This is a genomic window from Pseudomonas sp. NBRC 111123 (assembly GCF_001320205.1).
Taxonomy (GTDB): Bacteria; Pseudomonadota; Gammaproteobacteria; order Pseudomonadales; family Pseudomonadaceae; genus Aquipseudomonas; species Aquipseudomonas putida_J.
This window is the reverse complement of sequence record NZ_BCAZ01000021.1, coordinates 61,421-82,484: the sequence shown is the minus strand read 5'-3', so window position 1 is coordinate 82,484 and position 21,064 is coordinate 61,421. Positions and strand designations below refer to the sequence as shown.

Here is a 21,064-nt window from a genome sequence, read left to right as displayed (position 1 = left end):
TTGCCCAGCTCGCGCTTGATCGCCACCACGTGCTTCAAGTCCTGCTCCAGCGGGTTGGCGCCGATCTTCAGCTTGAACACCCGGTGGCGGCGCACCTCCAGCATGTGCTCGGCCTCGGCGATGTCGCGGGCGGTGTCGCCGCTGGCCAGGGTCCAGGCCACTTCCAGGCTGTCACGCACCCGCCCGCCGAGCAGCTCGCTGACCGGCAGGCCGAGGCGCTTGCCCTGGGCGTCGAGCAAGGCGCTTTCGATGCCGGACTTGGCGAAGGTATTGCCCTTGGCCAGCTTGTCGAGCTTGAGCATGGCGGCATTGATGTTGTCCGCTGGCAGGCCGATCAGCGCCGGCGCCAGGTGCGCGTCGATGTTGGCCTTGATGCCCTCGGGGCTTTCGTAGCCGTAGGCCAGGCCGCCGATGGTGGTGGCCTCGCCGATGCCTTCCACGCCGTCGCTGCAGCGCAGGCGCAGCACCACCAGGGTCTGCTGCTGCATGGTGTGCATGGCCAGCTTGTGCGGGCGGATGGTTGGCAGGTCGACAATAATTGCGTCGATGCGCTCGATCAGGGCGTTTGTCATGGTGCGAAGGTCCCGTCAAATCAGGCCGCAGTCTGCAAACCCGATACTACATTTACTTGATTATTCAAGCATTGCGCGAGACCCTGAGTGCCGTCCAATATCAAATGAATCTCCCACCATACCCAGGAGGTCTGATGGAGCTGCGCCACCTTCGCTACTTCAAGGTCCTGGCCGAAACCCTGAACTTCACCCGCGCCGCCGAGTTGCTGCACATCGCCCAGCCGCCGCTGAGCCGGCAAATCAGCCAGCTGGAGGAGCAGCTCGGGACCATGCTGGTGCTGCGCGAGCGCCCACTAAGACTGACCGAGGCCGGGCGCTTCTTCTATGAACAGACCTGCACGCTGCTGCAGCAACTGGATAACATCAGCGACAACACCCGGCGCATCGGCCAGGGCCAGCGCCAGTGGCTGGGCATCGGCTTCGCCCCGTCGACCCTGTACACGGTACTGCCAGAGTTGATCCGCGAACTGCGCAAGGACAGCGAGCTGGAACTGGGCCTGAGCGAAATGACCACCCTGCAACAGGTGGAGGCGCTGAAAAGCGGGCGCATCGACATCGCCTTCGGCCGCATCCGCATCGACGACCCGGCAATCCAGCAGCAAGTGCTGCGCGAAGACCCGCTGGTGGCCGTGCTGCCCAAGGGCCATGCCCTGGCCGGTGCCCCGCTGACCCTCGAACAACTGGCCAGGGAAGCGTTCATCCTCTACCCCGCCAACCCCAGGCCGAGCTACGCCGACCACATCCTCGCGCTGTTCGCCCACCACGGCATGAGCCTCAAGGTCAGCCAGTGGGCCAACGAACTGCAGACCGCCATCGGCCTGGTCGCCGTCGGTCTGGGCGTAACCCTGGTGCCGGAGTCGGTGCAACAGCAGCACCGCACCGACATCGAGTACGCCAGCCTGCTCGACCGCAGCGCGGTCAGCCCGATCATTCTCAGCCGGCGCAAGGGCGACAGCAGCCCGATCGTGCAGCGTTGCCTGGCGCTGATTGCCCAGCAGGCAGTGGCGGCAGCGGTTTAGTCACGTTCGAAAAAACTGCTGCCCTTTTCCTTGAGCAGCGCCACCAGCGCCCCTGCCGCCGGTGACAGGTAGCCCTCCGTGCGCACCGACACGGCGACGGTACGGCGCATGGTGGTCTGCTTCAGCGGCACTTCGCGCAGCCACGACATGCCGAGCCCATGTTCCAGAGTTTCCCGCGCGGCGAAGCTGAGCAACTGGGTACGGGCGATCAGGCGTGGCAGCAGTGAGATGGCATTGGTCTCGATCTGCACCTGCGGCGCCGGCAACTGATGGGCGATGAACACATTGTCGATCCAGCGCCGGGCGGTCACCGTCGGCCCCGCCAGCACCCAGCGGTATTGGCAGAGGCTGTGCAGGGTGATGGGGCCGGCGAAAATCGGGTGCTCGGCACTGGCAACCACGATCGCTTCATCTTCAAGGATGGGGTATGTGGTGAACTCAGGGTCCATGCTGATCTGCGGTGAGATGATCACATCCAGCCGCCCGCCGCGCAGGGATTCCTTGAGCACATCGTCCTGGGCGATCGACAGTTTCAGGGTCACGTCCGGCGCCCGCTCCAGCAGCGCCGCGGTCAGGTGCGGCAGCAGGTGATCGGCCATGCTCGCCGCGCAGCCCAGGCGGATGTTGCCGACCAGCCCGCTGGCAAAGTCACGCACTTCGCGTTCGGTCTCGGCGATGTTCAATTGCAGTTGCTTGCCGCGCGCCAGCAGCAGTTTGCCGACATCGGTGAGCTTGATTCGCCGGCCATCGCGCTGGAACAACCGGGTACCCAGTGATTCCTCCAGGCGCTGGATGCTCTTGCTCAGCGCCGGTTGGCTGCGGTTGAGCTTTTCCGCCGCCCGGCCCAAGTGGCCCAGTTCGGCGATGGTTTCGAAGTAGGTAAGGTCACGCAGGTCCATGATTCATGAATTTCAGTTATGGATTCATCAAAAGTAGAAAATAGACTTGATCGATTGCGCCGTCGATAATTTTCTCCGCTGGCGCTGCCAGCCCCCGCGATACCGCTGCGCAAGGAGTATCCACGTTGCAGACCGCCCTACCCGGCTCTTCCAGAAATATCTTCCTATGGCTCGCCCTGCTGATTTGCGCCGGTGCCATCGGCCAGTTGCTGCATGCCCTGGCCGTACCGGCCGGGTTGTTCCTCGGCCCCATGCTGGTGGCCATCGTGTTCGGCGTCTCGGGCGCGCAACTGCACCTGCATCGCCAAGTGTTTCGCTTCGGTCAAGGCTGCGTCGGCCTGCTGGTCGCCCACTCGGTGACCTGGGCCGTGCTGGTATCGATGGCCCAGTCCTGGCACCTGATGCTGGTCGCGACCTTCATCACGGTAGTGCTCAGTGCCTTGGTCGGCCTCGGCACCGTACGCTTCGGTGGCATCCCTGGCAGCACCGCCGCCTGGGGAACCGCGCCGGGGGCGGCTTCGGCAATGGTGTCGATGGCCGAGGAAAACGGCGCCGATGGCCGCGTGGTAGCGACCATGCAATATGTGCGGGTGGTGTGCGTGGTGATGATCGGCTCGCTGGTCAGCCACCTGCTCGGCGCCGCGCCTGGCGCGGGCGCGGTGGCCAATGCGCCAGCGGTACTGGAAGGCCCGCACCTGCTTGACAGCCTGCTCAGCCTTGCCGTGGTGCTGGTGGGTATCACCCTTGGTAGCCGCCTGCCTGCCGGTGCCTTGCTGACGCCACTGCTGCTTGGCGGCGCCCTGCAACTGAGCGGGCTGCTGACCATCCGCTTGCCCGAATCCTTGCTGGCCGCTGCCTACGGCGCCATCGGCTGCTACATCGGCCTGCGCTTCGACCGGCAGACCGTGCGCTATGTGTGGAAGCGCCTGCCGACCATGATTGCCGGGGCGGTGGCGTTGATCGTGCTGTGCGCCGCTTGCGCCTATGTGCTGGCCCTGGCGATGGGCACGGACTTCCTGTCGATGTACCTGGCCACCAGCCCAGGCGGGCTGGATGCCATGGCGATCATCGCGGTGGAAACCCATGCGGATGTCGGGCTGGTGCTGGCGATGCAGACGTTGCGGTTGTTCGGGGTGATTCTGACCGGGGCCTTTTGTGCGCGGCAGATCATACGCTTGACCCGGGTGTAGAGGGCTGGCGTGCATGTCTGGAGGGTTGTAGCGCCTGGGAGACCGAGCGCCGCCCGCGCGGCGCATCGCGGATGAATCCGCTCCTACATTTGTTGCAACGTGGCCATGCCTGACAGGCAATGGTTGTCAGCCTTGTCTGCAAGGCTCAAGGCATGCGCCAGAGCTGGCAACCATGGCGTAACAGGCAACGTGGCCATGCCTGACAGGCAATGATTGTCAGCCTTGTCTGCAAGGCTCAAGGCATGCGCCAGGGCTGGCGACCATGGCGTAACAGGCAACGTGGCCATGCCTGACAGGCAATGATTGTCAGCCCTGTCTGCAAGGCTCAAGGCATGCGCCAGGGCTGGCAACCTTGGCGTAACAGGTTCGGCACGTTGCAACAAATGTAGGAGCGGATTCATCCGCGATGCGCCGCGCGGGCGGCGCTCGATCTCCCAGGCACCACAAACCTCGAGGCAGGCACCTACCCACTAATCACGCAGAAGTCTTCGAACGGATAATGGGTCAACAGCTCGAACCCGGTCTCGGTCACCAGCAACGGGTTCTCCAGCTTGATCCCGTCACGCCCACCCACCACGCCGACATAAGCCTCGACACACAGCGCCATACCCGCCTGCAGTGCCCCTTCATAGCCATAGGATTCAAGGTCCTCCGGGTAGCGAATGCACGGGTACTCATCACACAGCTCCACCCCATGGAACATCACGCCATAACGCTGCGCCCGGCAGCTCTGCGGCAGGCAATGGCCGTTGCGGGAGAGCTCGGTGAAGCGCACACCGGGCCTGACCATGTCGGCGTTGACGTGCATGGCGAGGATCTCGTCCGGCCCTTTGATCATGCGGGCGAATTCGGTGACTTCCTGCCCATTGTGCATCTGCACGCCCAGCGCACCGAGGGCGCGCAGGCCGGCCACTTCGATTCGGTCCACGGCCAGGCGGCGGTTGGGTCTGGCTCGCCTACCAGGACATCGACCTTGACCAGCGTGACGCGGATGCACCGCAACTGTTCAACGCCAACGACTACAGCCTGCTGATGCAACTGGCGCAGAACCATCAGGGCGTGGCACTGGGCTGGTATTACCTGGTCGCGCCGCTGGTGCAACAGGGCCTGCTGGTGCGGCCGGAAAGTGACACCCTGGTGCACCGCGACACTCGCCACTACCTCAGCCTCAGCGAGGCCAAGCGCCGTGATGCCAGTTGCTGCAAGTTGCGTGACTGGCTGGTCGAGCAGTTCGACTGGTCACTGCACGAAGAGGCCGGCAGCCTGCCTTGGGCCCAGGCGTAATCGACCCTACCCCTTCAGCGCAGCCTCGATCCTGGCCACGTCGATCTTGCCCATGGTCATCATGGCGTCGAACGCGCGCTTGGCTGCGGCCTTGTCGGGGTTGGCAATGGCTTCGATGAGGATGCGCGGGGTGATCTGCCAGGAGATGCCCCATTTGTCCTTGCACCAGCCGCAGACGCTCTCGCTGCCACCGTTGTTGACGATGGCATCCCATAGCCGGTCGGTCTCGGCCTGGTCCTCGGTGCTGACCTGGAACGAAAACGCCTCGCTATGCTTGAACGTGGTGCCGCCATTGAGGCCCACGCAGGGAATGCCCATCACGGTAAATTCGACGGTAATCACTTCGCCGGCCTTGCCTGAAGGGTAGTCGCCGGGTGCGGGGTGCACCGCCACCACCTTGCTGTCGGGGAAGGTCCTGGCATAGAAATTCGCCGCTTCTTCGGCATCCTTGTCGAACCACAGGCAGATCGTGTTTTTGGCAGTCATGGCAAGGCTCCATGGGAGAGCAGAAAGCCTTGAGTCTAGCCCGTCAGGCTTGGCTGGCGATGGCCGCAGCCAGCGCAGCGTCGCTCAACGCCGATTGCGGATGGGCCTGGCGGTAGTCGCGCAGCGCCTGCTGCAGGCGCGGCCCGCACAGGCGACCGTTGGTCGCGACGTACGTCAGGGCATCGTCGCGCGCCGCTGCGGTGCGGCTCAACGGATGGCGGGTGGACTCGCTGAGCGCCGCCGTACCCACGCTGCTGCCAATGGTGAAATGGTCAGCCACACTGCCCTTGCCATCCATGGCCCAAGCCTGACTGCAACACCGCAGGATCGGGGTGCTCGATAAACCGGTTCGCTTCACGTGGCAAGCCCACCTGATAAAAATGCCAGTTGTGCACAGAGGCCAGAACAGCAACCACAGGCATGGCGAGCAATGGCCTGCAAAATCGATAAAGACTCAGAAAAATCCTACCGATACCGGAGAAGTCTCCCACAACTCAGCTAATTCCCGGCACTGCATCATTGTCGGCAAGCCTCATAAGCGACTTTTCGCAAGGAGATACAGGTTTGTCGGATTTCAAATCAAAGTTGCAGCACCTCAGTGCCGAGCAGATCGAGGCGCTGTACAACGAATACATCGGCGGTGAGAAAATTGCACTGCTGCTCGAACGCTATGCCATCGACATCGCCCCAAGCAGCCTGATCAAGGCCTTCCCTCCGGTGCCTTGCGCCGAACTCAAGTGCCCTTACTGCGAAGTCAGCCTGTACGAGCGACGCAAAAGCCGTTCGGCCTACAGCTGGAACGACAACCTGGCCTACTGCCCGAACTGCGCGCATCGCCATTACTTCCCCGGGCGCAACCAATGGCAGCGAGATTGCGCCTGCCAGCCTTGCCTGGCGGCGCGTGAACGCACCCGGCAGGCACAGGCCATCGAACAGCGCAAACGCATCAAGGAGCTCTGGTCATTGGCAAAGCACCAGCCCGTGCCGTTGCACACGTTGTCGATTACCCGGCAGTTGCAGTTGCTGGCCATGCTGGCGATACGCATGGATGCGCAGAGCGATTGCATCCACGCTGCGGAAAAATCCACCGGGGATGCGCTAGTCAGCCCATCCCCAAGCATGGATGCGAGCATACTGCTGGCGCTGCACGAGGATCAGATCCTGCTGGTCGACCCCGATTCGCCACTGGATGCCTTCAGCGAAGACCCCACCCCGAAGGCCTGGCAGAACAAGGTACGCTGGATCGCCAATGTCAGCCTGGACGGCCACCAGCGGGCTGGCGTCGGCCCCCTGTATCGTGCCCTGCACAAGGCCCTGTCCAATGGCCCGCAGGCGCAATGGCGTGATGAGATCGCCGAAGCCATCGAGCGGCTTTGCAATGAAGAGGTTTGTGCCTACATAGCCAGCCGCAGTGCGGAACACGGCCTGCCCTTCGAGGCCAGGAAAAAAACCGCGGAAGTCGCAACTCAGTTGCTCGAGGTGCACCCCGTACGGCACATCTGGTCGCTGGCCAACACCGCCGTGCGCGGGGCGTTGTCATTCGTTGCACGCGCCCAGGTCAGCAAGCGTCACGCTGCCAACACCATTCCCGGGAGCATGCTGTCGCTGAGCGAACGTGCCATTCGCGAGCAATGGCAGTTCACGGTATCGAGCTACGACACCCATGCCCCACGCTCGGGCTTCAGCCGGGCGCTGTTCGACGTGCTGCTGCAGCAGGATGATCATGGCCTGTGCCGCAGGGTCTGTGACTACATCGCAGCTCTGCCGGGGCAGGCTGATGCCAGCGGCTGTGGGCTGTTCTGCGCCATGTGCGGGTCGAACCTGGTGCACGTGCAGGCAGGGCTCCGGGAAACCATCGTCAACTGCAAGGACTGCCTGGCCAAGACCTTGGTGTCTACCTAGCCAGCATCTGCATGCCCGGTTCGCTCAGGTCAGTGCTGGCGAGGACAGTAAGGTTGGGGGCAAAAACCTGAAAAAGGGCGACCCGACCGGGGCGCCAAACCATTCCACCTCTTACCAAAGGCGCTGACGCGCTTCCACAGGTGAACTCACAGCACCGACAGCGGGTACTCGACAATCAGCCGCACTTCGTCCAGGTCCGCCTCGAACGCGGTGGCCCGGGTGGTCGCCTGGCGCACGCGCAATGACAGGTCCTTGGCTGCGCCGCTCTGCACCACATACTTGACCTCGATGTCCCGCTCCCAGCGCTTCTGGTCGGTCAACGGGGTGCCGTCCGCGTCGCGGCGCATGTAGAAGGCGTTGGCGTTGGAATAGTCGGCGTCGGTACCTTTTGCGTAACGGCTCATGAACGACAGCCCCGGTACCCCGTAGGCTGCCATGTCCAGGTCATAGCGCAGCATCCACGAGCGCTCCTTGGGCGAGTTGAAGTCGCTGTACTGGATGGAGTTGTCGAGGAAGATCGAGTCGGACTGGCGCAGGTAGTCGAAATCATCATCGCCATTGTTGCGCTGGTGGCTCAGCCCTAGCGTGTGAGCACCAAAGCGCACCCCGGCTTTCACGCTCCAGATGTCGTTGTCGAACGCGCCCAGGCGCTGCTGGCCTTCATCGACGGCCTTGTAGTAGTTGATGCCGCCGATCAGGGCAAGGTCGTCGCTCAGCGGCCAGCTGGCACTGGTACCGGCGTAGTACTGGTTCCATACATCCTTGAGCCGGCTGCTGAACAGGCTGACACTCACATGCTCGTTGAGGTCGTAGTCACCGCCGCCGTAGGCAATCCAGGGTGAATCCACCGGGCCGCCGTAGAAGGTCACGAAGTTCTCGCGCATGTCGCTGGAGACCGGCTGGCTCATGGCATGCAGGCGGCCGGCCTGCAGGGTCAGGTCCTTGAGACTGGTGTTTTCCAAGGTCACGCCGCGAAAGCTTTCCGGCAACAGACGCGAATCACCAGCAGCCACGACCGGGTTGGCCGGGAATACATCACCCACCTTGAGCACGGTATCGAACAGGCGCAGCTTGGCCGCACCGCCCAGCTTGGTGTATTCGTCCCGCGCCTGGCCGTCGTGCTCCACCGGCAGCACATCGAACGAACTGCGCCCGCCGTTGCGCCCACCGCCGGTGTCCAGCTTGAGACCGAGCATGGCGAACGCGTCCAGGCCGAAACCCACCGTGCCTTGGGTGAAGCCGGACTCGAAGCGGCTGATGATGGCGTGCGCCCACGCTTCGGAATATCCATTGCTCGCTGGCTTGGTAGTGCTCTGCACCGGGGCTGGCCCGTCGCGGTTGTCACGGTTGAAGTAGAAGTTGCGGTTGAGCACGTTGAGCGTGCTGCCTTCGATGAAACCTTCGGGTGTTGCTTCGGCGGCGCTGGCCAGTGCACTGACGCCAGACAGCGTCAGGCATGCCGCCAGGGACAGGGGGGCGGTTCGGGTCATCCGAGGCTCCTTGAGTGACGATTATTGTTGTGTCGGCGGAGTCGGAGAGTGGGGCCTGGCAGATAACGCCAAGGTGATTGGCGCATTACAATCGCGTCATGCGGGCGCAGCGGCTCTAGCCCGGCTTTTGCAACATTCTGTAGGTAATTCCTACGTGCAGCAGTGAACCTGCCTACAAAATTGCGGTCTGTCCCTGACGGTCAACTCACCGACCGGTTCGCCGGCCCCGTTGCTGATCTACAGTTACCGGGCCTATTTTCCCTGTTGCAGCGAAGACCCAACATGCCTGAATCCCGCCAAGCCTCTCTTGCCCTCACTGCCCTGCGCGGCAGCCTGCTCGCCGCCCTGGTGGCTCTTGCCGTCCCCGCGCATGCCGAAGAGCCGGCCAGCGATGCGCGCTGGGTCAGCGACAGCCTGAGTACCTACGTGCGCAGTGGCCCGACCGATGGCCACCGCATTGTCGGCACGCTCAAGTCGGGGCAGAAACTCACCTTGATCGGCAGCCAGGGCAACTACAGCCAGGTGCGTGGCCAGAATGGCGACCTGGTGTGGATCCTCACCAGCGACCTGCAATCTGTGCCGGGCCAGAACGAGCGCCTGCCGCAACTCGATGCACAGGTGGCGGACCTGTCGGGGCAGCTCAAGACCATCGATGACAGCTGGAAAAACCGCGTGCAGGGCATGCAGGAAACCCTCGACTCGCGCAAGAAGCTCATCGATGAACTGGAAGCGCGCAACCAGGCCCTCAACGAACAACTCGACCAGAGCCAGTCGAGCCTGCGCGACACACAGGCACGCCTGGGCGACGAGAACAAGCAGGTGATGATGCGTTACATGGTGTACGGCGGCAGCATCGCCGGTGCGGGGCTGCTGATGGGGCTGATCCTGCCGGCGCTGACCCGTGGACGGAAGAAGAACGACCGCTGGTTCTGAGGATTCCAGCGCCTGTACCGGCCTCTTGCAACCGTAAGCTTGAAGAGGCCGGCACAGCGGATGGTTACTTGCTGCGTGCCTTGTTATAGATGGTCTTGGCTTGGTCAGCCGAAGACTGGCATTGGGCCATGTCGCCTGCCTTCTGGGCATCCTTGGCGTTTTGCAGATGCATCTTGAAATCATGGGCCATGCCGCCATGCATGGCTTGGCCACTGGCCTTGTGGAAATCCTCCAGTTCCTTGATCTTGGCTGCACAGTTGCTTGCCGGGTCAGCGTGGGCGGCAAAACTCAATACAGAAGCCATTACTAACAGAGGCACGAATTTCATGGATTTCATGGAGCGTTCTCCTGGGAAATCGGAATGGTCATCGAGAGACGTTGGCTCGACGCAGGGAAAAGCATAGTCCTCGATGGGGAACGGTTGTGTTTGCCACAGAATTTTTAGCACTTATCTGATCGAGCGCCGCCCGCGCGGCGCATCGCGGATAAATCCGCTCCTACACCTGTAGCAACGTAACCATGCCTGTGAGGCCATGGTTATCAGCCGGTTTGTACGGCTCAAGTCATACGCCAAGGCGGACAACCATGGCGTAACAGGTTCGGCACGTTGCAACAGGTGTAGGAGCGGATTTATCCGCGATGCGCCGCGCGGGCGGCGCTCGATCTCAAACACACCTAAAATGCCGTGCCGAACCCTTCCAACCCTACTGGCGCAACCGCTCCAGCGCCTCCAGCACAAACCCCGTAGCCCGCTCCACCTCCCCCTCGCGGCAGGCAATCCCCAGCTGCCGCCATAACCCCGGCCGTAGCGGCCGGCGCGCAATTCGCCGGTCCAGTTCGGCGGCCTCGCCCTCCTGGGGCAGCAAGGTCGCGCCGTAGCCAGCCCCTACCAGGCTCTTGATCGCATCGTTGTAGTTCAGCTCGATCCGCGGCTCGGGATACAACCCCGCCGCCGCGAACCACTCACCCGTCACCCGCGACAACTGGGTACTGCTGTCATTGAGGATCAACGCACGCTGCCCCAGCCAGGCCGGGGTGACTTTGGCAGGCGGCTGCCACTCGGCCGGTACATACGCCAGGATCGGGTCACGCCGCCAGGGCGTGAGCCTGACGCCCTTGCCTGCCACCTGCGGCAGCGCCACCAGGCCGATATCCAGGGTGCCTTCGCGCAAACGCGCCAAGGAAGCCTGGGAGGTCAGCACCTGAACCTGCACGTCGATGCCCGGGTGCGCCACCCGCAAGTGCTCAAGGGCGTTGGGCAGCAGATGGGCAATGGCGCCGGTGGAAGCGCCCAGGCGCACCCGCCCGGTCAGGCCTTCGACCTGACGGCGCACTTCGTCCAGGGCCAGGTCGGCATCCACCAGCAGGCGGCGAGCGCGGGTGAGCAAGGTCTCGCCGATGGCCGTGGGGCGCACCTGGTTGCGGTTGCGGGTCAGCAGCGGCGCACCAACCCGCGCCTCCAGCTCGGCCACGTGCAGGCTGATGGTGGGCGGCGCGAGGTTGAGCTGGCGGGCGGCCTCGGCGAAGGAGCCCAGGTCGGCGATCACTACCAAGGTGCGGAGGCGGTCGAGGCTGATTTCGCGCATGGGTGGCGATCCTTGATTCATCAAAACTGAATGTCAGCGTCATGATATTCAAATTTTCTTTCTCAAGGCCACAAGCGAGCATAGGCCATCCCCTCCCCTGACCGGACCCCGACCATGCACACCCCAGTTGTCTTCATCGACGGCGACCAAGGCACCACCGGCCTGCAGATCCACGCCCGCCTGCAAGGCCGCAGCGACCTGCGCCTGCTGACTTTGCCGGAGGCTGAGCGCAAGGACCCACAGCGCCGCGCCAACGCCATCAACAGCGCCGACATCGCCTTGCTGTGCCTGCCCGACGACGCCGCCCGCGAAGCCGTGGCCGCCATCGAGAACCCCGCCGTACGGGTGATCGACGCCAGCTCTGCACACCGCACCTCGCCAGGCTGGGTCTACGGCCTGCCGGAACTGGACGGGCAACAGGCCGAACGCATCGCCCAGGCCAAGCGGGTCAGCAACCCCGGCTGCTACCCCACCGGGGCCATCGCCCTGCTGCGCCCGCTGGTCAAGGCCGGCCTGCTGCCGGCCGACTACCCGCTGACCATCCACGCCATCTCCGGCTATTCCGGTGGCGGCCGTGCCGCCGTCGAGCGGCACGAGATGCCGGGCGCCGAACAGGCACCGACCTTGCAAATGTATGGCCTGGAGCTGGCGCACAAGCACGTGCCGGAAATCCAGCTGCATGCCGGCCTGTCGGCACGGCCGATCTTCCTGCCGGGTTACGCGGCCTATCGCCAGGGCATCGTCCTGAGCATCCCGCTGCAACTGCGCCTGCTGCCCGGCCAGCCCGACGCCGAACAGTTGCAGGCTTGCCTGGAACAGCATTACCAAGGCGCCCGCCATGTACAGGTGATGCCCCTGCACCAGCAGGGGCCGGCCACCCCGCTCGACCCTGAGGTGCTGAATGACAGCAACGACCTGCGCCTGGCACTGTACGCCAACCCCGAACATGGCCAGGTGGTGCTGACTGCGGTGTTTGACAACCTCGGCAAGGGTGCCTCGGGCGCAGCGGTGCAGAACCTCGACCTGATGCTTGCCGCGATGCGCGGCTAAAAAGGGTTTAGACTGTGCACCCCGCGCCAACCCGGCGCGGGGTGAGCCAACCGCAGCCGGAGCCCGTCCACCGATGTTCATCCTGAGCCGCCTCGACAGCGTGCCGCCCGAATCCTTCCAGAACCAGATCCGCGAGCTGGTGATCCACAACGTCGGCGCACTGAGCAGCGTCGCCATCCGTGCCGAAAACCCGCTTTATCCGCTGTATCAGTACGGCGTCGGCATGGAGGTGCACCAGTACCTGCAAGCCATGGACGGCACCCGCGGCCTGGCCGTGCAGCTAACCCTGGCCCTGGATGCCGATGCACCCGACCAGTTGCTCGGATTCGCCCTGAGCTTGCCGGCCCAGGACAACCCCCAGGCCTGTGCCCTGGCGTTTCTTGCCGTAGTGCACAGCCACCGCCGCCAAGGCATTGCCCGCGCCCTGCTGGGTGACGCGCAGGCGCGCTATGCCAGCGTCGAGCTGAATGCCTTTGCCGACCAAGTGCCATGGTTCGAAAGCATGGGCATGCAGGTGGTAGCCGCCAGCGGGCCGCAAGTGTTGATGAGCAGCACCGGCCTGGCCAGTGGTGCGCTGATCGGTCGGCTGGACATTGCGCCGATCTACCAGACTGCCGAAGTGCTGCAGATTCACACCTACCTGCTCAATCAGCAGGGTGAGGATGCCATGCTCGATGCCGAGCAGCAGCGTGATGAATGGCTGGATGAATTGACCGCCCAGGCGAACGCCTGTGTGCGGGAGCGCAAGTCAGTGCATTGACGTTCTGGGGCTGCTTTGCAGCCCTTTTCGCGACACAAGGCCGCTCCTACAGGGGAATGCAACCACCTGTAGGAGCGGCCTTGTGTCGCGAAAAGGGCCGCAAAGCGGCCCCGGCATTCTTTCAGGCATGCACCCAGCGCCGATGCAGCCCACGGGCCAGGGCATCGAGCATGAACCCCAGCACGCCAATCAGCAGCACCATCGCCATCAACTCCGAATAGGCGAGGCGGTCGCGGGTATCGAGAATGAAATAGCCCAGCCCCGCACTGACTCCAAGCATTTCGCACGGTACCAACACGATCCACAGGATGCCGATGGCCAGGCGCACCCCGGTCAGCACATGGCCGATCACCCCGGGAATGATCACCTTGCACAGGGTTTCCCAGCGCGTGGCACTCAGGCTGCGGCTAAGCTGCAGCCAGCGCGGGTCGAGCTGGCGCACGCCGGCAGCGGTGTTGAGCAGGATCGGCCACAAGGCGGCGAAGGCCAGCAGGAAGTAGATCGGTTGGTCGCCCACCCCCATCAGCATCACCACCACGGGCATCCACGACAGCGGCGAGATCATCCGCAAAAACTGGAACGCCGGCGTAGTCGCTGCCTCCAGATGACGGTAGCTACCGACCAGCAGCCCCAACGGCACGCCGATCAGCAACGCCAGCAACAAGCCGACCAGAATGCGCTTGAGGCTCACCCAGACATGCCCGTAGACCTCGCCCTGGCCGAGCAACTCGACCAGGCTGGCCAGGGTCGCCTGTGGCGAGAAGCGCGCCGACAGGCCATCGGCTTCGCCGAACAGCTGCACACCCGCCCACCACAGGAACAGCAACCCCAGCAGGCCGGCCAGACCCAGGCCGGCATGTACGACATGCTTGCGCATCAGACCGCGAACTCCTCGCTACGCTGGAAGTTCTCGGCAATGCCGAACACCGAAGGGCCGCCGACGGCAGCGATCGCGTTGCGCACGAAGCGGTCGTCGACCAGGTCGCGCGCGGTCTGCGCCGGGTCCAGGCCTGCAAGGAAGTTGCTCTCGCCCTCGATCAGGGTGTTTTTCAGGCGCTTGACCAGCTCCTCGGTGTAGCTGGGGTACGGGTATGGCTGGAAGTCGATGCGCTTTTCGTCCCACTGCTGGTGCTGAATGGCACCACTGGCAATGTAGCCGGCACGGTCTTCGGCAGCCGGCGCCAGCACCTTGGTCAGCACCGCGGGTTCATGGGGGGTGTACTTGTTGGGGCCCGCCTTGGACAGCAGCGCCGCCGCTTCGGCGCGGTGGTCGCGGGTCCATTGCTGGGCCTTGACGATGGCGTTGACCACCTTCTGCGACCACTCGGGGCGGTTGTTCAGGTCGTGTTCGTGCATGAACACCACGCAGCAAGCGTGATTGCGCCAGACATCGCCAGTAAAGCGCTGCACGCGGCCGACCTTGAGGTTCTCGGCCAGGGCGTTGAACGGTTCGGCGACGATGTAGCCGGCGATGCGCTTGCTGGCCAGTGCCGGTGGCATGTCCGACGGCGGCAGCACCAGCAGGTTGACCTCGTTGGCCGCCAATTGGGCATTGGCGGGCTTCGACACCGGGGTCAGGCCGTTGTCGTTGAGCATCTGCTGCAGCACCACGTTGTGGATCGAGTACCAGAACGGGATGGCCACGGTCTTGCCGCCCAGCTGCTTCATGTCGGTGATGTCTGGCGCAACGGTCAGGCCCGAGCCACCCACATGGTTCCAGGCCACGACCTTGGCCGGCACCTTGCTGCCATACCGTGCCCACACGGTCATCGGCGACAACAGGTGAATGACGTTGACCTGGCCAGAGATGAACGCCTCGATCACCTGCGCCCAGCTGCGCAGCAACACCGGCCGTTCGGCTTTGATGCCCTCGGCCTCGAACAGGCCATTGTTGTGCGCCACCAGCAGCGGCGTGGCGTCGGTGATCGGCAGGTAGCCGATGCGCACCGGCGCGTCGGGTTCGGCGGCGGCGCGAGCCTGCAGGCTGGACAGCAGCGGCACGGCCCCGGCGGCAGTCAGCATGGCGCTGAGCTTGAGGAAATCACGACGCGAAGTGGAGGAACAGCAGTCATCCATGCACATGTGCAGGCTCCGAAGGCAACGAGGTAGGGGAAGGTGCAGCGGTGCGGCTGGCCCGCCGAAGGGTTTTGAGGATGTCGATTCGCAGCGCGCCCAGCTCCTCGACCCGCTGCGTACGCGGTTGCGGCAGGTCGATGTGCCATTGGCCGAGGATGTGCGCCGGGTGGTTACCCAGTAGCAGCACCCGGTCGGACAACAACAAGGCCTCGTCGATATCGTGGGTAATCAGCACGGCGGCCGTGTTATGGGTGGCGATCAGTTGCAGCAGCAGTTGCTGCATGTCGGCACGGGTTACCTCGTCAAGCGCCCCGAACGGCTCGTCGAGCAGCAGCACTTCAGGTTGGCGTGCCAGGCAGCGGGCCAGTGCAGTGCGCTGGGCCATGCCGCCGGACAACTGCGCCGGATACTGGGTGCGCGCATGGGCCAGGCCTACCGCGCTGATTGCATGGTCGATGCGCGCACGCCGTTCGGCCGCAGCCAGCTTGGGCTGGCGGGCGAAATCCAGCCCGAAGGCGACGTTCTTTTCCAGGCTCAGCCAAGGCAGCAGGCTCGGGTCCTGGAAGGCCACCGCCAGGCGCGGGTGCGGCCCCTGCAGCGGCTCGCCACGCAGGGTCACGCTGCCACCGCGTGGCTGCTGCAGACCGGCCAGCACCCGTAGCAGGCTGGACTTGCCTACGCCACTGGGGCCGAGGATGGTCACCACCTCCCCTGGCGCCAGCTGCAGGTCGAAGCGCGCCAGCACTTCCTGCCAGCCGCCCTCGCGCGGGTAGCCCAGGCTGACTTCCCGGGCTTCGAGCAACGCTTGGCTCATGCGCTGGCGGCCTGGCGGTGCAGCTCGGCGCGCAGCTGCACCAGGCTTGGGGTAACGATCGGCACGAACGCCGACTCGCGCCAGCGGCGGGCGAAGCCGGCACCGAACTCATCCAGGTACGCCTTGCCGCCGCTGGCTTGCAGCTCCAGCTGCACCGCGTCGGCAGCGCACTCGGCGAGGGTGATGCGCAGCTTGAACAGCGCCGCCGGCTGGCCCTGGAAGCGGCCTTCGAGCAGGCCCTGCTTGAGCTCGGCCACAGTGTTCTCCAGGCGCTCCTTGAGTACCTGACGGTGCTCTTCGAGGAACGACAGGCGCCCGTGCAGATGCTCATGCACTTCGTGCAGCGAACGCCGTGCCAGGCCGATGGCCATGCCGCACTGCAAGGCGAGAAACGCCGGGCGCACCTTGGGCAGGAACTCGCGGGCGTTTTCGTGCAGCAGCCAGTCGCGGCCCAGCTCGACCTGGTGGAACGCCAGCGCTGCAGTATTGCTCGATTGCAGGCCCATCAGTTGCAGGTCGTCGGAGCGCTCCAGCCCTTGGCTCTCGGAGGGGATGGCCAGCACGAAGGGCGAACCGCCGGCGTCGTCCTCGATGGCCGCCGCCACCACGAAACCGCTCTTGCGCAGGTTGGTCACCCAGTGCAGGCGGCCTTCCAGCGTCCAGCCCGCCGCGTCTGGGCGGCCACGCACCTGCAACGCCTCGATCCCGGAGAGGAACTTCATGGCATTGGACAAACCGGTGGCACCGGCCAGCTCGCCAGTCAGCAAGCCGGGCAGCAAGCGCTCGCGCAGGGCCTGGTTGGGGCTTTGCAGCAGGTATTCGATGAACGCGCGCTGGCCCCAGCAGACAAAGGCTGCGGCCAGTGAACGGCTGGCGATGGCGGCGATGGCTTCGACCGCATGGGTGACCGCGCCACCGTTGCCGCCCAGTGCCGGGTCGACGCCGATGCGCAGCAGTTGCGATTCGGCGATGTGCGCCAGCACCAGTTGTGGGTCGCACTGGCCCTGGTCGATTGCCTCGGCATTGGCATCCAGCCATTGACGAAATGCAGCATCAAGCATGTCCCTACTCCTTTTGAAATCGCAGGCGCCACCAGCGCCAGGCGCAAGAATTACGCAGTTGGCTGCCAGCGGTACTTGCTCAGCTCGTCGTTGAGCGGCGTCTGGGCGAACACATTAGCAAAGTTGCACAGGGTTGCGAGACTCACGCCAAGAATCACTTCAAGGGCGTTGCCTTCGGTGAAACCGGCTGCGCGGAAGGCCTGGTAGGTGGTGTCACTGACATTGCCGCGGGTTGCAATGACTTCACGGGCGAATTCGGCCAAGGTCTCGTAGCGAGCATCCGGCAGTTCGCCACGGGCCCGCAGGGCTTCGACCACTTCGGCAGGCAGCTTGGCCTTGTTCAGGGCCACGGCGGTATGGCCAGCGACGCAGAAGTCGCAACCGTGTTGGGTGGCGGCGATCAGTTGCACCACTTCACGCTCGGCCAGGGTCAGCTCCGCCTTGCCATTGAGCGCCGAGACGGTGACGTAGGTTTCCAGTGCCGCCGGGGCATTGGCCAGCACGCCGAGCAGGTTGGGAATGAAGCCTGAATTTTTCTGGGCGTTTTCGAGGAATGGACGGGCCGCTTCCGGGGCGCTCTGCAGAGTGTGTAGAGTAATGCGCGAGGTCATGGAGTGGTCTCCCTTTGATGTGTGTCCCTACAGTCTGTTGGTTATAAGAATTACCCTCCATATTCATCAGTCGCCTTTCCTTGCTCCTGAGTCTTTGCATTAGATGATTTCATCCAGCCCTCTTGTCGATTGGTTATTAGAGAGCGTCGAACTCGACGCCAGCCTGTTTCATGTCGGCCGCTACTGCGGCGGCTGGCATGCCAGCACCCAGGGCATGGGCCGCGCCAGCTTTCACCTGGTTGTGCAGGGGCATTGCTGGCTGCACATCGATGGCCAGGCCGGGGCCGTGCGGCTGGCGGCCGGCGATGCCGTGTTCCTGTTGCGCGACCAGGGCTACCGGCTGTCCAGCGACCAGGACCCGATTGCCGCCTGCGCCCAGCCACGCCGGCAAATGCAGGCGCTGGATGCGACGGCGAGCGATGGTGTGGGCCTGGTATGCGGGTTCTTCGACTTCCGCGCGGGGTTGTCAGCGCTGATCGTAGAGGGGCTGGCCGACTGGATCGTGATGCGCGCCGACGAGCCGGCCGGGCAGGCGGCGCGGGCGTTGTTCGGGCTGATCCTTGAGGAGTGCCAGCGCACGCCCTCGCAAACGCTGCTGGAGCGCCTGACTCACTTGCTGTTCCTGTATGTGCTGCGCCAGCAGGTGCACACCGGGCAGTCGCTGGGCGGCTTGGTCGCTCTCGCCCGCCAACCGGCGTTTGCCGGGTTGCTGGAGCAACTGATCGAACAGCCAGGGCAGGCCTGGACACTGGAAAGCATGGCGGCCTGCACTGGGCTGTCGCGCTCGGCATTCTTCAAGCGCTTCAATGAGCTGGCCGGGCAGTCGCCGGGGCAGGTGCTATTGGCGCTGCGCATGCGCCATGCCTGCCGCTTGCTGCAGGCGGGCAATACCGTGGAGCAGGTGGGCGCGCAGGCCGGCTATCAGTCGGTGGCGGCGTTTACCCGCGCCTTTGCCAAGGCCATGGGGGTGCAGCCGGGGGCCTATCGTCGCCAACATGAACGGCGTTGACCTGTAGCGGCCCTTTCGCGGGCAAATTGGATCGCCGCACCGCCGCTCCCATAGGTTCGCCACAGATTTCGATACTTGTGCAATGCCTGTGGGAGCGGCGGTGCGGCGATCCGATTTACCCGCGAAGAGGCCACTGCAGGCGATAGTTTCAGACCTGGCTGACCGGAATGTCCCCTGCCCCTTTGCCATCACGCCGCTCGCTCATCCAGTCGTTGACCTGCTGCCCGAACTCGGCCGGTGCCTTGCGCCCGAAACGCCGCGCCAGGTCGAGAATGGTCTGCTGCGCCAATGCTTCCTCCATGCGCTTCTGCGCCCCCAGCATCACCGCGTGAATCGCGCAGGTACCCTCGGTCGCCCAACCTGGCGCTGAACCTTCGAACAAGGTGCAACGCTCGCGGATCTCGCGGCAATCGAAGATCTTCTTCGGCCCGTCGATGGCGTTGACGATATCCAGCACGGTGATTTCGTCCGACGGCCGCGCCAGGCGAAAACCGCCGCGCACGCCTTCCGTGGCCACCACCAGCCTGGCCCGGGCGAGCTTGGTGAAAACCTTGGCCAGGTATTCCTGCGGCACGCCCTGCAGCTCCGCCAGGTCGCGCACGCTGGAATCACGGGTATCACCTCGCTCATCCACGAGGTACAGCAGGCAATGGATGCCATATTCGACGCCAGCACTGTAAAGCGACATACGCAGATCTCCGACCAACATTGTCGCAAATAGTACGCCTATCGACGAAGCTGCGCAAAGACGGTTGGCATTCTTCGTCGCCATTCATCGCTCAGACTTCACCCCTGCAAGCCATCAAGAACAGGCATTAGCCCGGTTTCGACCGCGCGTCGCGAGCTGCCCCGTCGCAAAAAAAGCTTGCCGCTTTAAACTACGATCAATACAGTCGTAGTTATTCGAGCGGCACAGCCAACGCTCTCGAAGCCCTCTTCAACCTTGCGGAGCACTTTCATGAAATCGAACATCCTGATCATCGGTGCCGGCTTTGCCGGTGTGTGGAGCGCCCTGAGTGCCGCCCGCCTGCTCGACCAGGCCCAGCGCGACGACCTGAGCATCAGCGTGCTCGCCCCGCAACCGGAACTGCGCATCCGCCCGCGGTTCTACGAAGCCGACGTGCACAACCTGAAGGCACCGGTAGGTGAACTGTTCGATGCGGTCGGCGTGCGCTTCATTGCCGGTAATGCCCAAGCCATCGATGCCGAGGGCCACAGCGTCCGCTACACCGACGCCAACGGCGAAGCCCGGCAGATCGGCTACGACCGGCTGATCCTCGCTGCCGGCAGCCAGGTGGCACGCCCTGCCATTCCGGGCCTGGCCGAACATGCCTTCGATGTCGACCAGATGGAGTCGGCCGTGAAGCTCGAGCAGCACCTGGTCGCCTTGGCTACCCGGCCCGCCTCGCCGGCACGCAATACCGTGGTGGTCTGCGGGGGTGGCTTCACCGGTATTGAAACCGCCACTGAAATCCCGGTCCGGCTGCGTGCCATCCTTGGCAGCGACGCAGCGATACGGGTGCTGGTGATCGATCGCGGCACCCACGTCGGCGCGGCACTGGGCGCAGGTATCACGCCGTCGATCGTCGCAGCCAGTCAACAGGCTGGTGCCCAATGGCTGACCGGCACTTCGGTTGTGGCGGTGGATGCCGGTGGCGTGACCTTGAACAACGGCGAGTACATCGCCAGCAAGACCGTGATCTGGACCGCTGGGGTCAAGGCAAGCCCGCTGACTGCGCAGGTGGAAGGCGAGCGCGACCACTTCGGCCGCCTCAAGGTCGACGATCACCTCAACGTCATCGGCCAGGAGCACATCTACGCCAGTGGCGACACCGCTTGGGCCGCCGTCGACGAAGTGGGCAACCACGCCCTGATGACCTGCCAGCACGCCATCCCCATGGGCCGCCACGCGGGCAACAACGCCATGGCTGACCTGCTCGGCGTGGCGCCGGTGGTATACCGCCAGCCCAAGTACGTGACCTGCCTCGATCTGGGCGAATGGGGCGCGGCTTACAGCGAAGGCTGGGAGCGCGAACTTAAGCTGGAGGGCCAGGAAGGCAAGAACCTGAAGCGCCAGATCAACTCGGTGTGGATCTACCCGCCGGCCGCCGATCGGGCACTGGCGCTGGCTGCGGCTGACCCCATGATCGCGATCGTTTAAGCGCAAAATCCTGACAAGTCCGTCAGAAATTGACGGATTTGTCGGAACTTGTCGTTACATTGAATGACTGGTCAATATTGATGGCCATATGGCATCATTCAAATAAAAAACAGATTCAAGAGGGTGAGGCACACACTTAAATCCGCAGCGCATCGAGAGCC

The 21,064-nt window shown here is 64.0% G+C and carries 22 protein-coding genes and 1 pseudogene; 9 read left to right on the top strand and 14 right to left on the bottom strand.

Annotated elements, in window-relative coordinates:
- Positions 1-572 (bottom strand): annotated as a pseudogene (locus APH27_RS13150) (muconate cycloisomerase); the annotation flags it as partial.
- 134 nt (positions 573-706) lie between these two features.
- On the opposite strand from APH27_RS13150, the gene APH27_RS13145 reads away from it, so the two are divergent.
- Complete coding sequence (locus tag APH27_RS13145) at positions 707-1,591, top strand: LysR family transcriptional regulator (RefSeq protein WP_060485037.1); 885 nt, start codon at positions 707-709, stop codon at positions 1,589-1,591.
- Here the strand turns inward: APH27_RS13145 and APH27_RS13140 are convergent.
- Complete coding sequence (locus APH27_RS13140; protein ID WP_060485036.1) at positions 1,588-2,490, bottom strand: LysR family transcriptional regulator; 903 nt, start codon at positions 2,488-2,490, stop codon at positions 1,588-1,590. The genes APH27_RS13145 and APH27_RS13140 overlap by 4 nt on opposite strands.
- 125 nt (positions 2,491-2,615) lie before the next feature.
- On the opposite strand from APH27_RS13140, the gene APH27_RS13135 reads away from it, so the two are divergent.
- Positions 2,616-3,680, top strand: coding sequence for an AbrB family transcriptional regulator (locus APH27_RS13135; protein ID WP_060485035.1), 1,065 nt, complete (start codon positions 2,616-2,618; stop codon positions 3,678-3,680).
- A gap of 463 nt (positions 3,681-4,143) precedes the next feature.
- Here the strand turns inward: APH27_RS13135 and APH27_RS13130 are convergent, their stop codons facing one another.
- Positions 4,144-4,608, bottom strand: a complete 465-nt coding sequence (locus APH27_RS13130) for a M24 family metallopeptidase (protein ID WP_060485034.1) — start codon at positions 4,606-4,608, stop codon at positions 4,144-4,146.
- A 104-nt stretch (positions 4,609-4,712) separates the two neighbouring features.
- On the opposite strand from APH27_RS13130, the gene APH27_RS13125 reads away from it, so the two are divergent.
- Positions 4,713-4,964 (top strand): hypothetical protein, encoded by a 252-nt coding sequence (locus APH27_RS13125; RefSeq protein WP_060485033.1) that lies wholly within the window; start codon positions 4,713-4,715, stop codon positions 4,962-4,964.
- 6 nt (positions 4,965-4,970) lie between these two features.
- Here the strand turns inward: APH27_RS13125 and APH27_RS13120 are convergent, their stop codons facing one another.
- Both APH27_RS13120 and APH27_RS13115 read right to left on the bottom strand, forming a co-directional pair.
- Complete coding sequence (locus APH27_RS13120) at positions 4,971-5,450, bottom strand: VOC family protein (protein WP_027918606.1); 480 nt, start codon at positions 5,448-5,450, stop codon at positions 4,971-4,973.
- 43 nt (positions 5,451-5,493) lie between these two features.
- Positions 5,494-5,748 carry a DUF2388 domain-containing protein gene (locus APH27_RS13115; RefSeq protein WP_060485032.1) on the bottom strand — a complete coding sequence of 85 codons (255 nt, stop codon included), beginning with the start codon at positions 5,746-5,748 and terminating at the stop codon, positions 5,494-5,496.
- A 266-nt stretch (positions 5,749-6,014) separates the two neighbouring features.
- Here APH27_RS13115 and APH27_RS13110 point away from each other — a divergent pair, with 266 nt between their 5' ends.
- Complete coding sequence (locus APH27_RS13110; protein WP_256250584.1) at positions 6,015-7,352, top strand: hypothetical protein; 1,338 nt, start codon at positions 6,015-6,017, stop codon at positions 7,350-7,352.
- A 146-nt stretch (positions 7,353-7,498) separates the two neighbouring features.
- Here the strand turns inward: APH27_RS13110 and APH27_RS13105 are convergent, their stop codons facing one another.
- A complete protein-coding gene (locus APH27_RS13105; protein WP_060485031.1) occupies positions 7,499-8,842 on the bottom strand; it encodes an OprD family porin in 1,344 nt (447 codons plus the stop codon).
- A gap of 282 nt (positions 8,843-9,124) precedes the next feature.
- Here APH27_RS13105 and APH27_RS13100 point away from each other — a divergent pair, with 282 nt between their 5' ends.
- Positions 9,125-9,775 (top strand): TIGR04211 family SH3 domain-containing protein, encoded by a 651-nt coding sequence (locus tag APH27_RS13100; RefSeq protein ID WP_060485030.1) that lies wholly within the window; start codon positions 9,125-9,127, stop codon positions 9,773-9,775.
- Positions 9,776-9,839: 64 nt separating this feature from the next.
- Here the strand turns inward: APH27_RS13100 and APH27_RS13095 are convergent, their stop codons facing one another.
- Both APH27_RS13095 and APH27_RS13090 read right to left on the bottom strand, forming a co-directional pair.
- Entirely contained in the window at positions 9,840-10,112 is a 273-nt protein-coding gene (locus APH27_RS13095; RefSeq protein ID WP_027918602.1) for a hypothetical protein, read from the bottom strand.
- Between the two features lie 367 nt (positions 10,113-10,479).
- The gene (locus APH27_RS13090) at positions 10,480-11,361 is read right to left on the bottom strand and encodes a LysR family transcriptional regulator (RefSeq protein ID WP_060485029.1); all 882 of its coding nucleotides are present in this window, start codon (positions 11,359-11,361) and stop codon (positions 10,480-10,482) included.
- Positions 11,362-11,475: 114 nt separating this feature from the next.
- On the opposite strand from APH27_RS13090, the gene argC reads away from it, so the two are divergent.
- Both argC and APH27_RS13080 read left to right on the top strand, forming a co-directional pair.
- Complete coding sequence (gene argC / locus APH27_RS13085; RefSeq protein WP_060485028.1) at positions 11,476-12,411, top strand: N-acetyl-gamma-glutamyl-phosphate reductase; 936 nt, start codon at positions 11,476-11,478, stop codon at positions 12,409-12,411.
- A 73-nt stretch (positions 12,412-12,484) separates the two neighbouring features.
- Positions 12,485-13,171, top strand: a complete 687-nt coding sequence (locus APH27_RS13080; protein WP_060485027.1) for a GNAT family N-acetyltransferase — start codon at positions 12,485-12,487, stop codon at positions 13,169-13,171.
- 121 nt (positions 13,172-13,292) lie between these two features.
- Here APH27_RS13080 and APH27_RS13075 read toward each other — a convergent pair whose 3' ends face one another.
- The 5 genes from APH27_RS13075 to APH27_RS13055 are packed head-to-tail and all read right to left on the bottom strand — an operon-like array spanning position 13,293 to position 17,733.
- Positions 13,293-14,048: an ABC transporter permease gene (locus APH27_RS13075; protein ID WP_027918598.1), complete on the bottom strand. Its 756-nt coding sequence runs from the start codon at positions 14,046-14,048 to the stop codon at positions 13,293-13,295.
- Entirely contained in the window at positions 14,048-15,253 is a 1,206-nt protein-coding gene (locus tag APH27_RS13070; protein WP_027918597.1) for an ABC transporter substrate-binding protein, read from the bottom strand. The genes APH27_RS13075 and APH27_RS13070 overlap by 1 nt, the downstream gene beginning before the upstream one ends.
- A complete protein-coding gene (locus APH27_RS13065; protein WP_027918596.1) occupies positions 15,240-16,061 on the bottom strand; it encodes an ABC transporter ATP-binding protein in 822 nt (273 codons plus the stop codon). Before APH27_RS13065 ends, APH27_RS13070 begins: the two co-directional genes overlap by 14 nt.
- Positions 16,058-17,122 (bottom strand): acyl-CoA dehydrogenase family protein, encoded by a 1,065-nt coding sequence (locus tag APH27_RS13060; RefSeq protein ID WP_027918595.1) that lies wholly within the window; start codon positions 17,120-17,122, stop codon positions 16,058-16,060. Before APH27_RS13060 ends, APH27_RS13065 begins: the two co-directional genes overlap by 4 nt.
- 50 nt (positions 17,123-17,172) lie before the next feature.
- Positions 17,173-17,733 carry a carboxymuconolactone decarboxylase family protein gene (locus APH27_RS13055; protein WP_027918594.1) on the bottom strand — a complete coding sequence of 187 codons (561 nt, stop codon included), beginning with the start codon at positions 17,731-17,733 and terminating at the stop codon, positions 17,173-17,175.
- A 103-nt stretch (positions 17,734-17,836) separates the two neighbouring features.
- Between APH27_RS13055 and APH27_RS13050 the strand changes: the two genes are divergently transcribed.
- Complete coding sequence (locus tag APH27_RS13050) at positions 17,837-18,742, top strand: AraC family transcriptional regulator (protein WP_027918593.1); 906 nt, start codon at positions 17,837-17,839, stop codon at positions 18,740-18,742.
- A gap of 148 nt (positions 18,743-18,890) precedes the next feature.
- Here APH27_RS13050 and APH27_RS13045 read toward each other — a convergent pair whose 3' ends face one another.
- Positions 18,891-19,430, bottom strand: coding sequence for an Rrf2 family transcriptional regulator (locus tag APH27_RS13045; protein ID WP_060485026.1), 540 nt, complete (start codon positions 19,428-19,430; stop codon positions 18,891-18,893).
- 270 nt (positions 19,431-19,700) lie between these two features.
- Between APH27_RS13045 and APH27_RS13040 the strand changes: the two genes are divergently transcribed.
- Complete coding sequence (locus APH27_RS13040; RefSeq protein ID WP_060485025.1) at positions 19,701-20,903, top strand: NAD(P)/FAD-dependent oxidoreductase; 1,203 nt, start codon at positions 19,701-19,703, stop codon at positions 20,901-20,903.
- Positions 20,904-21,064 lie beyond the last annotated feature (161 nt).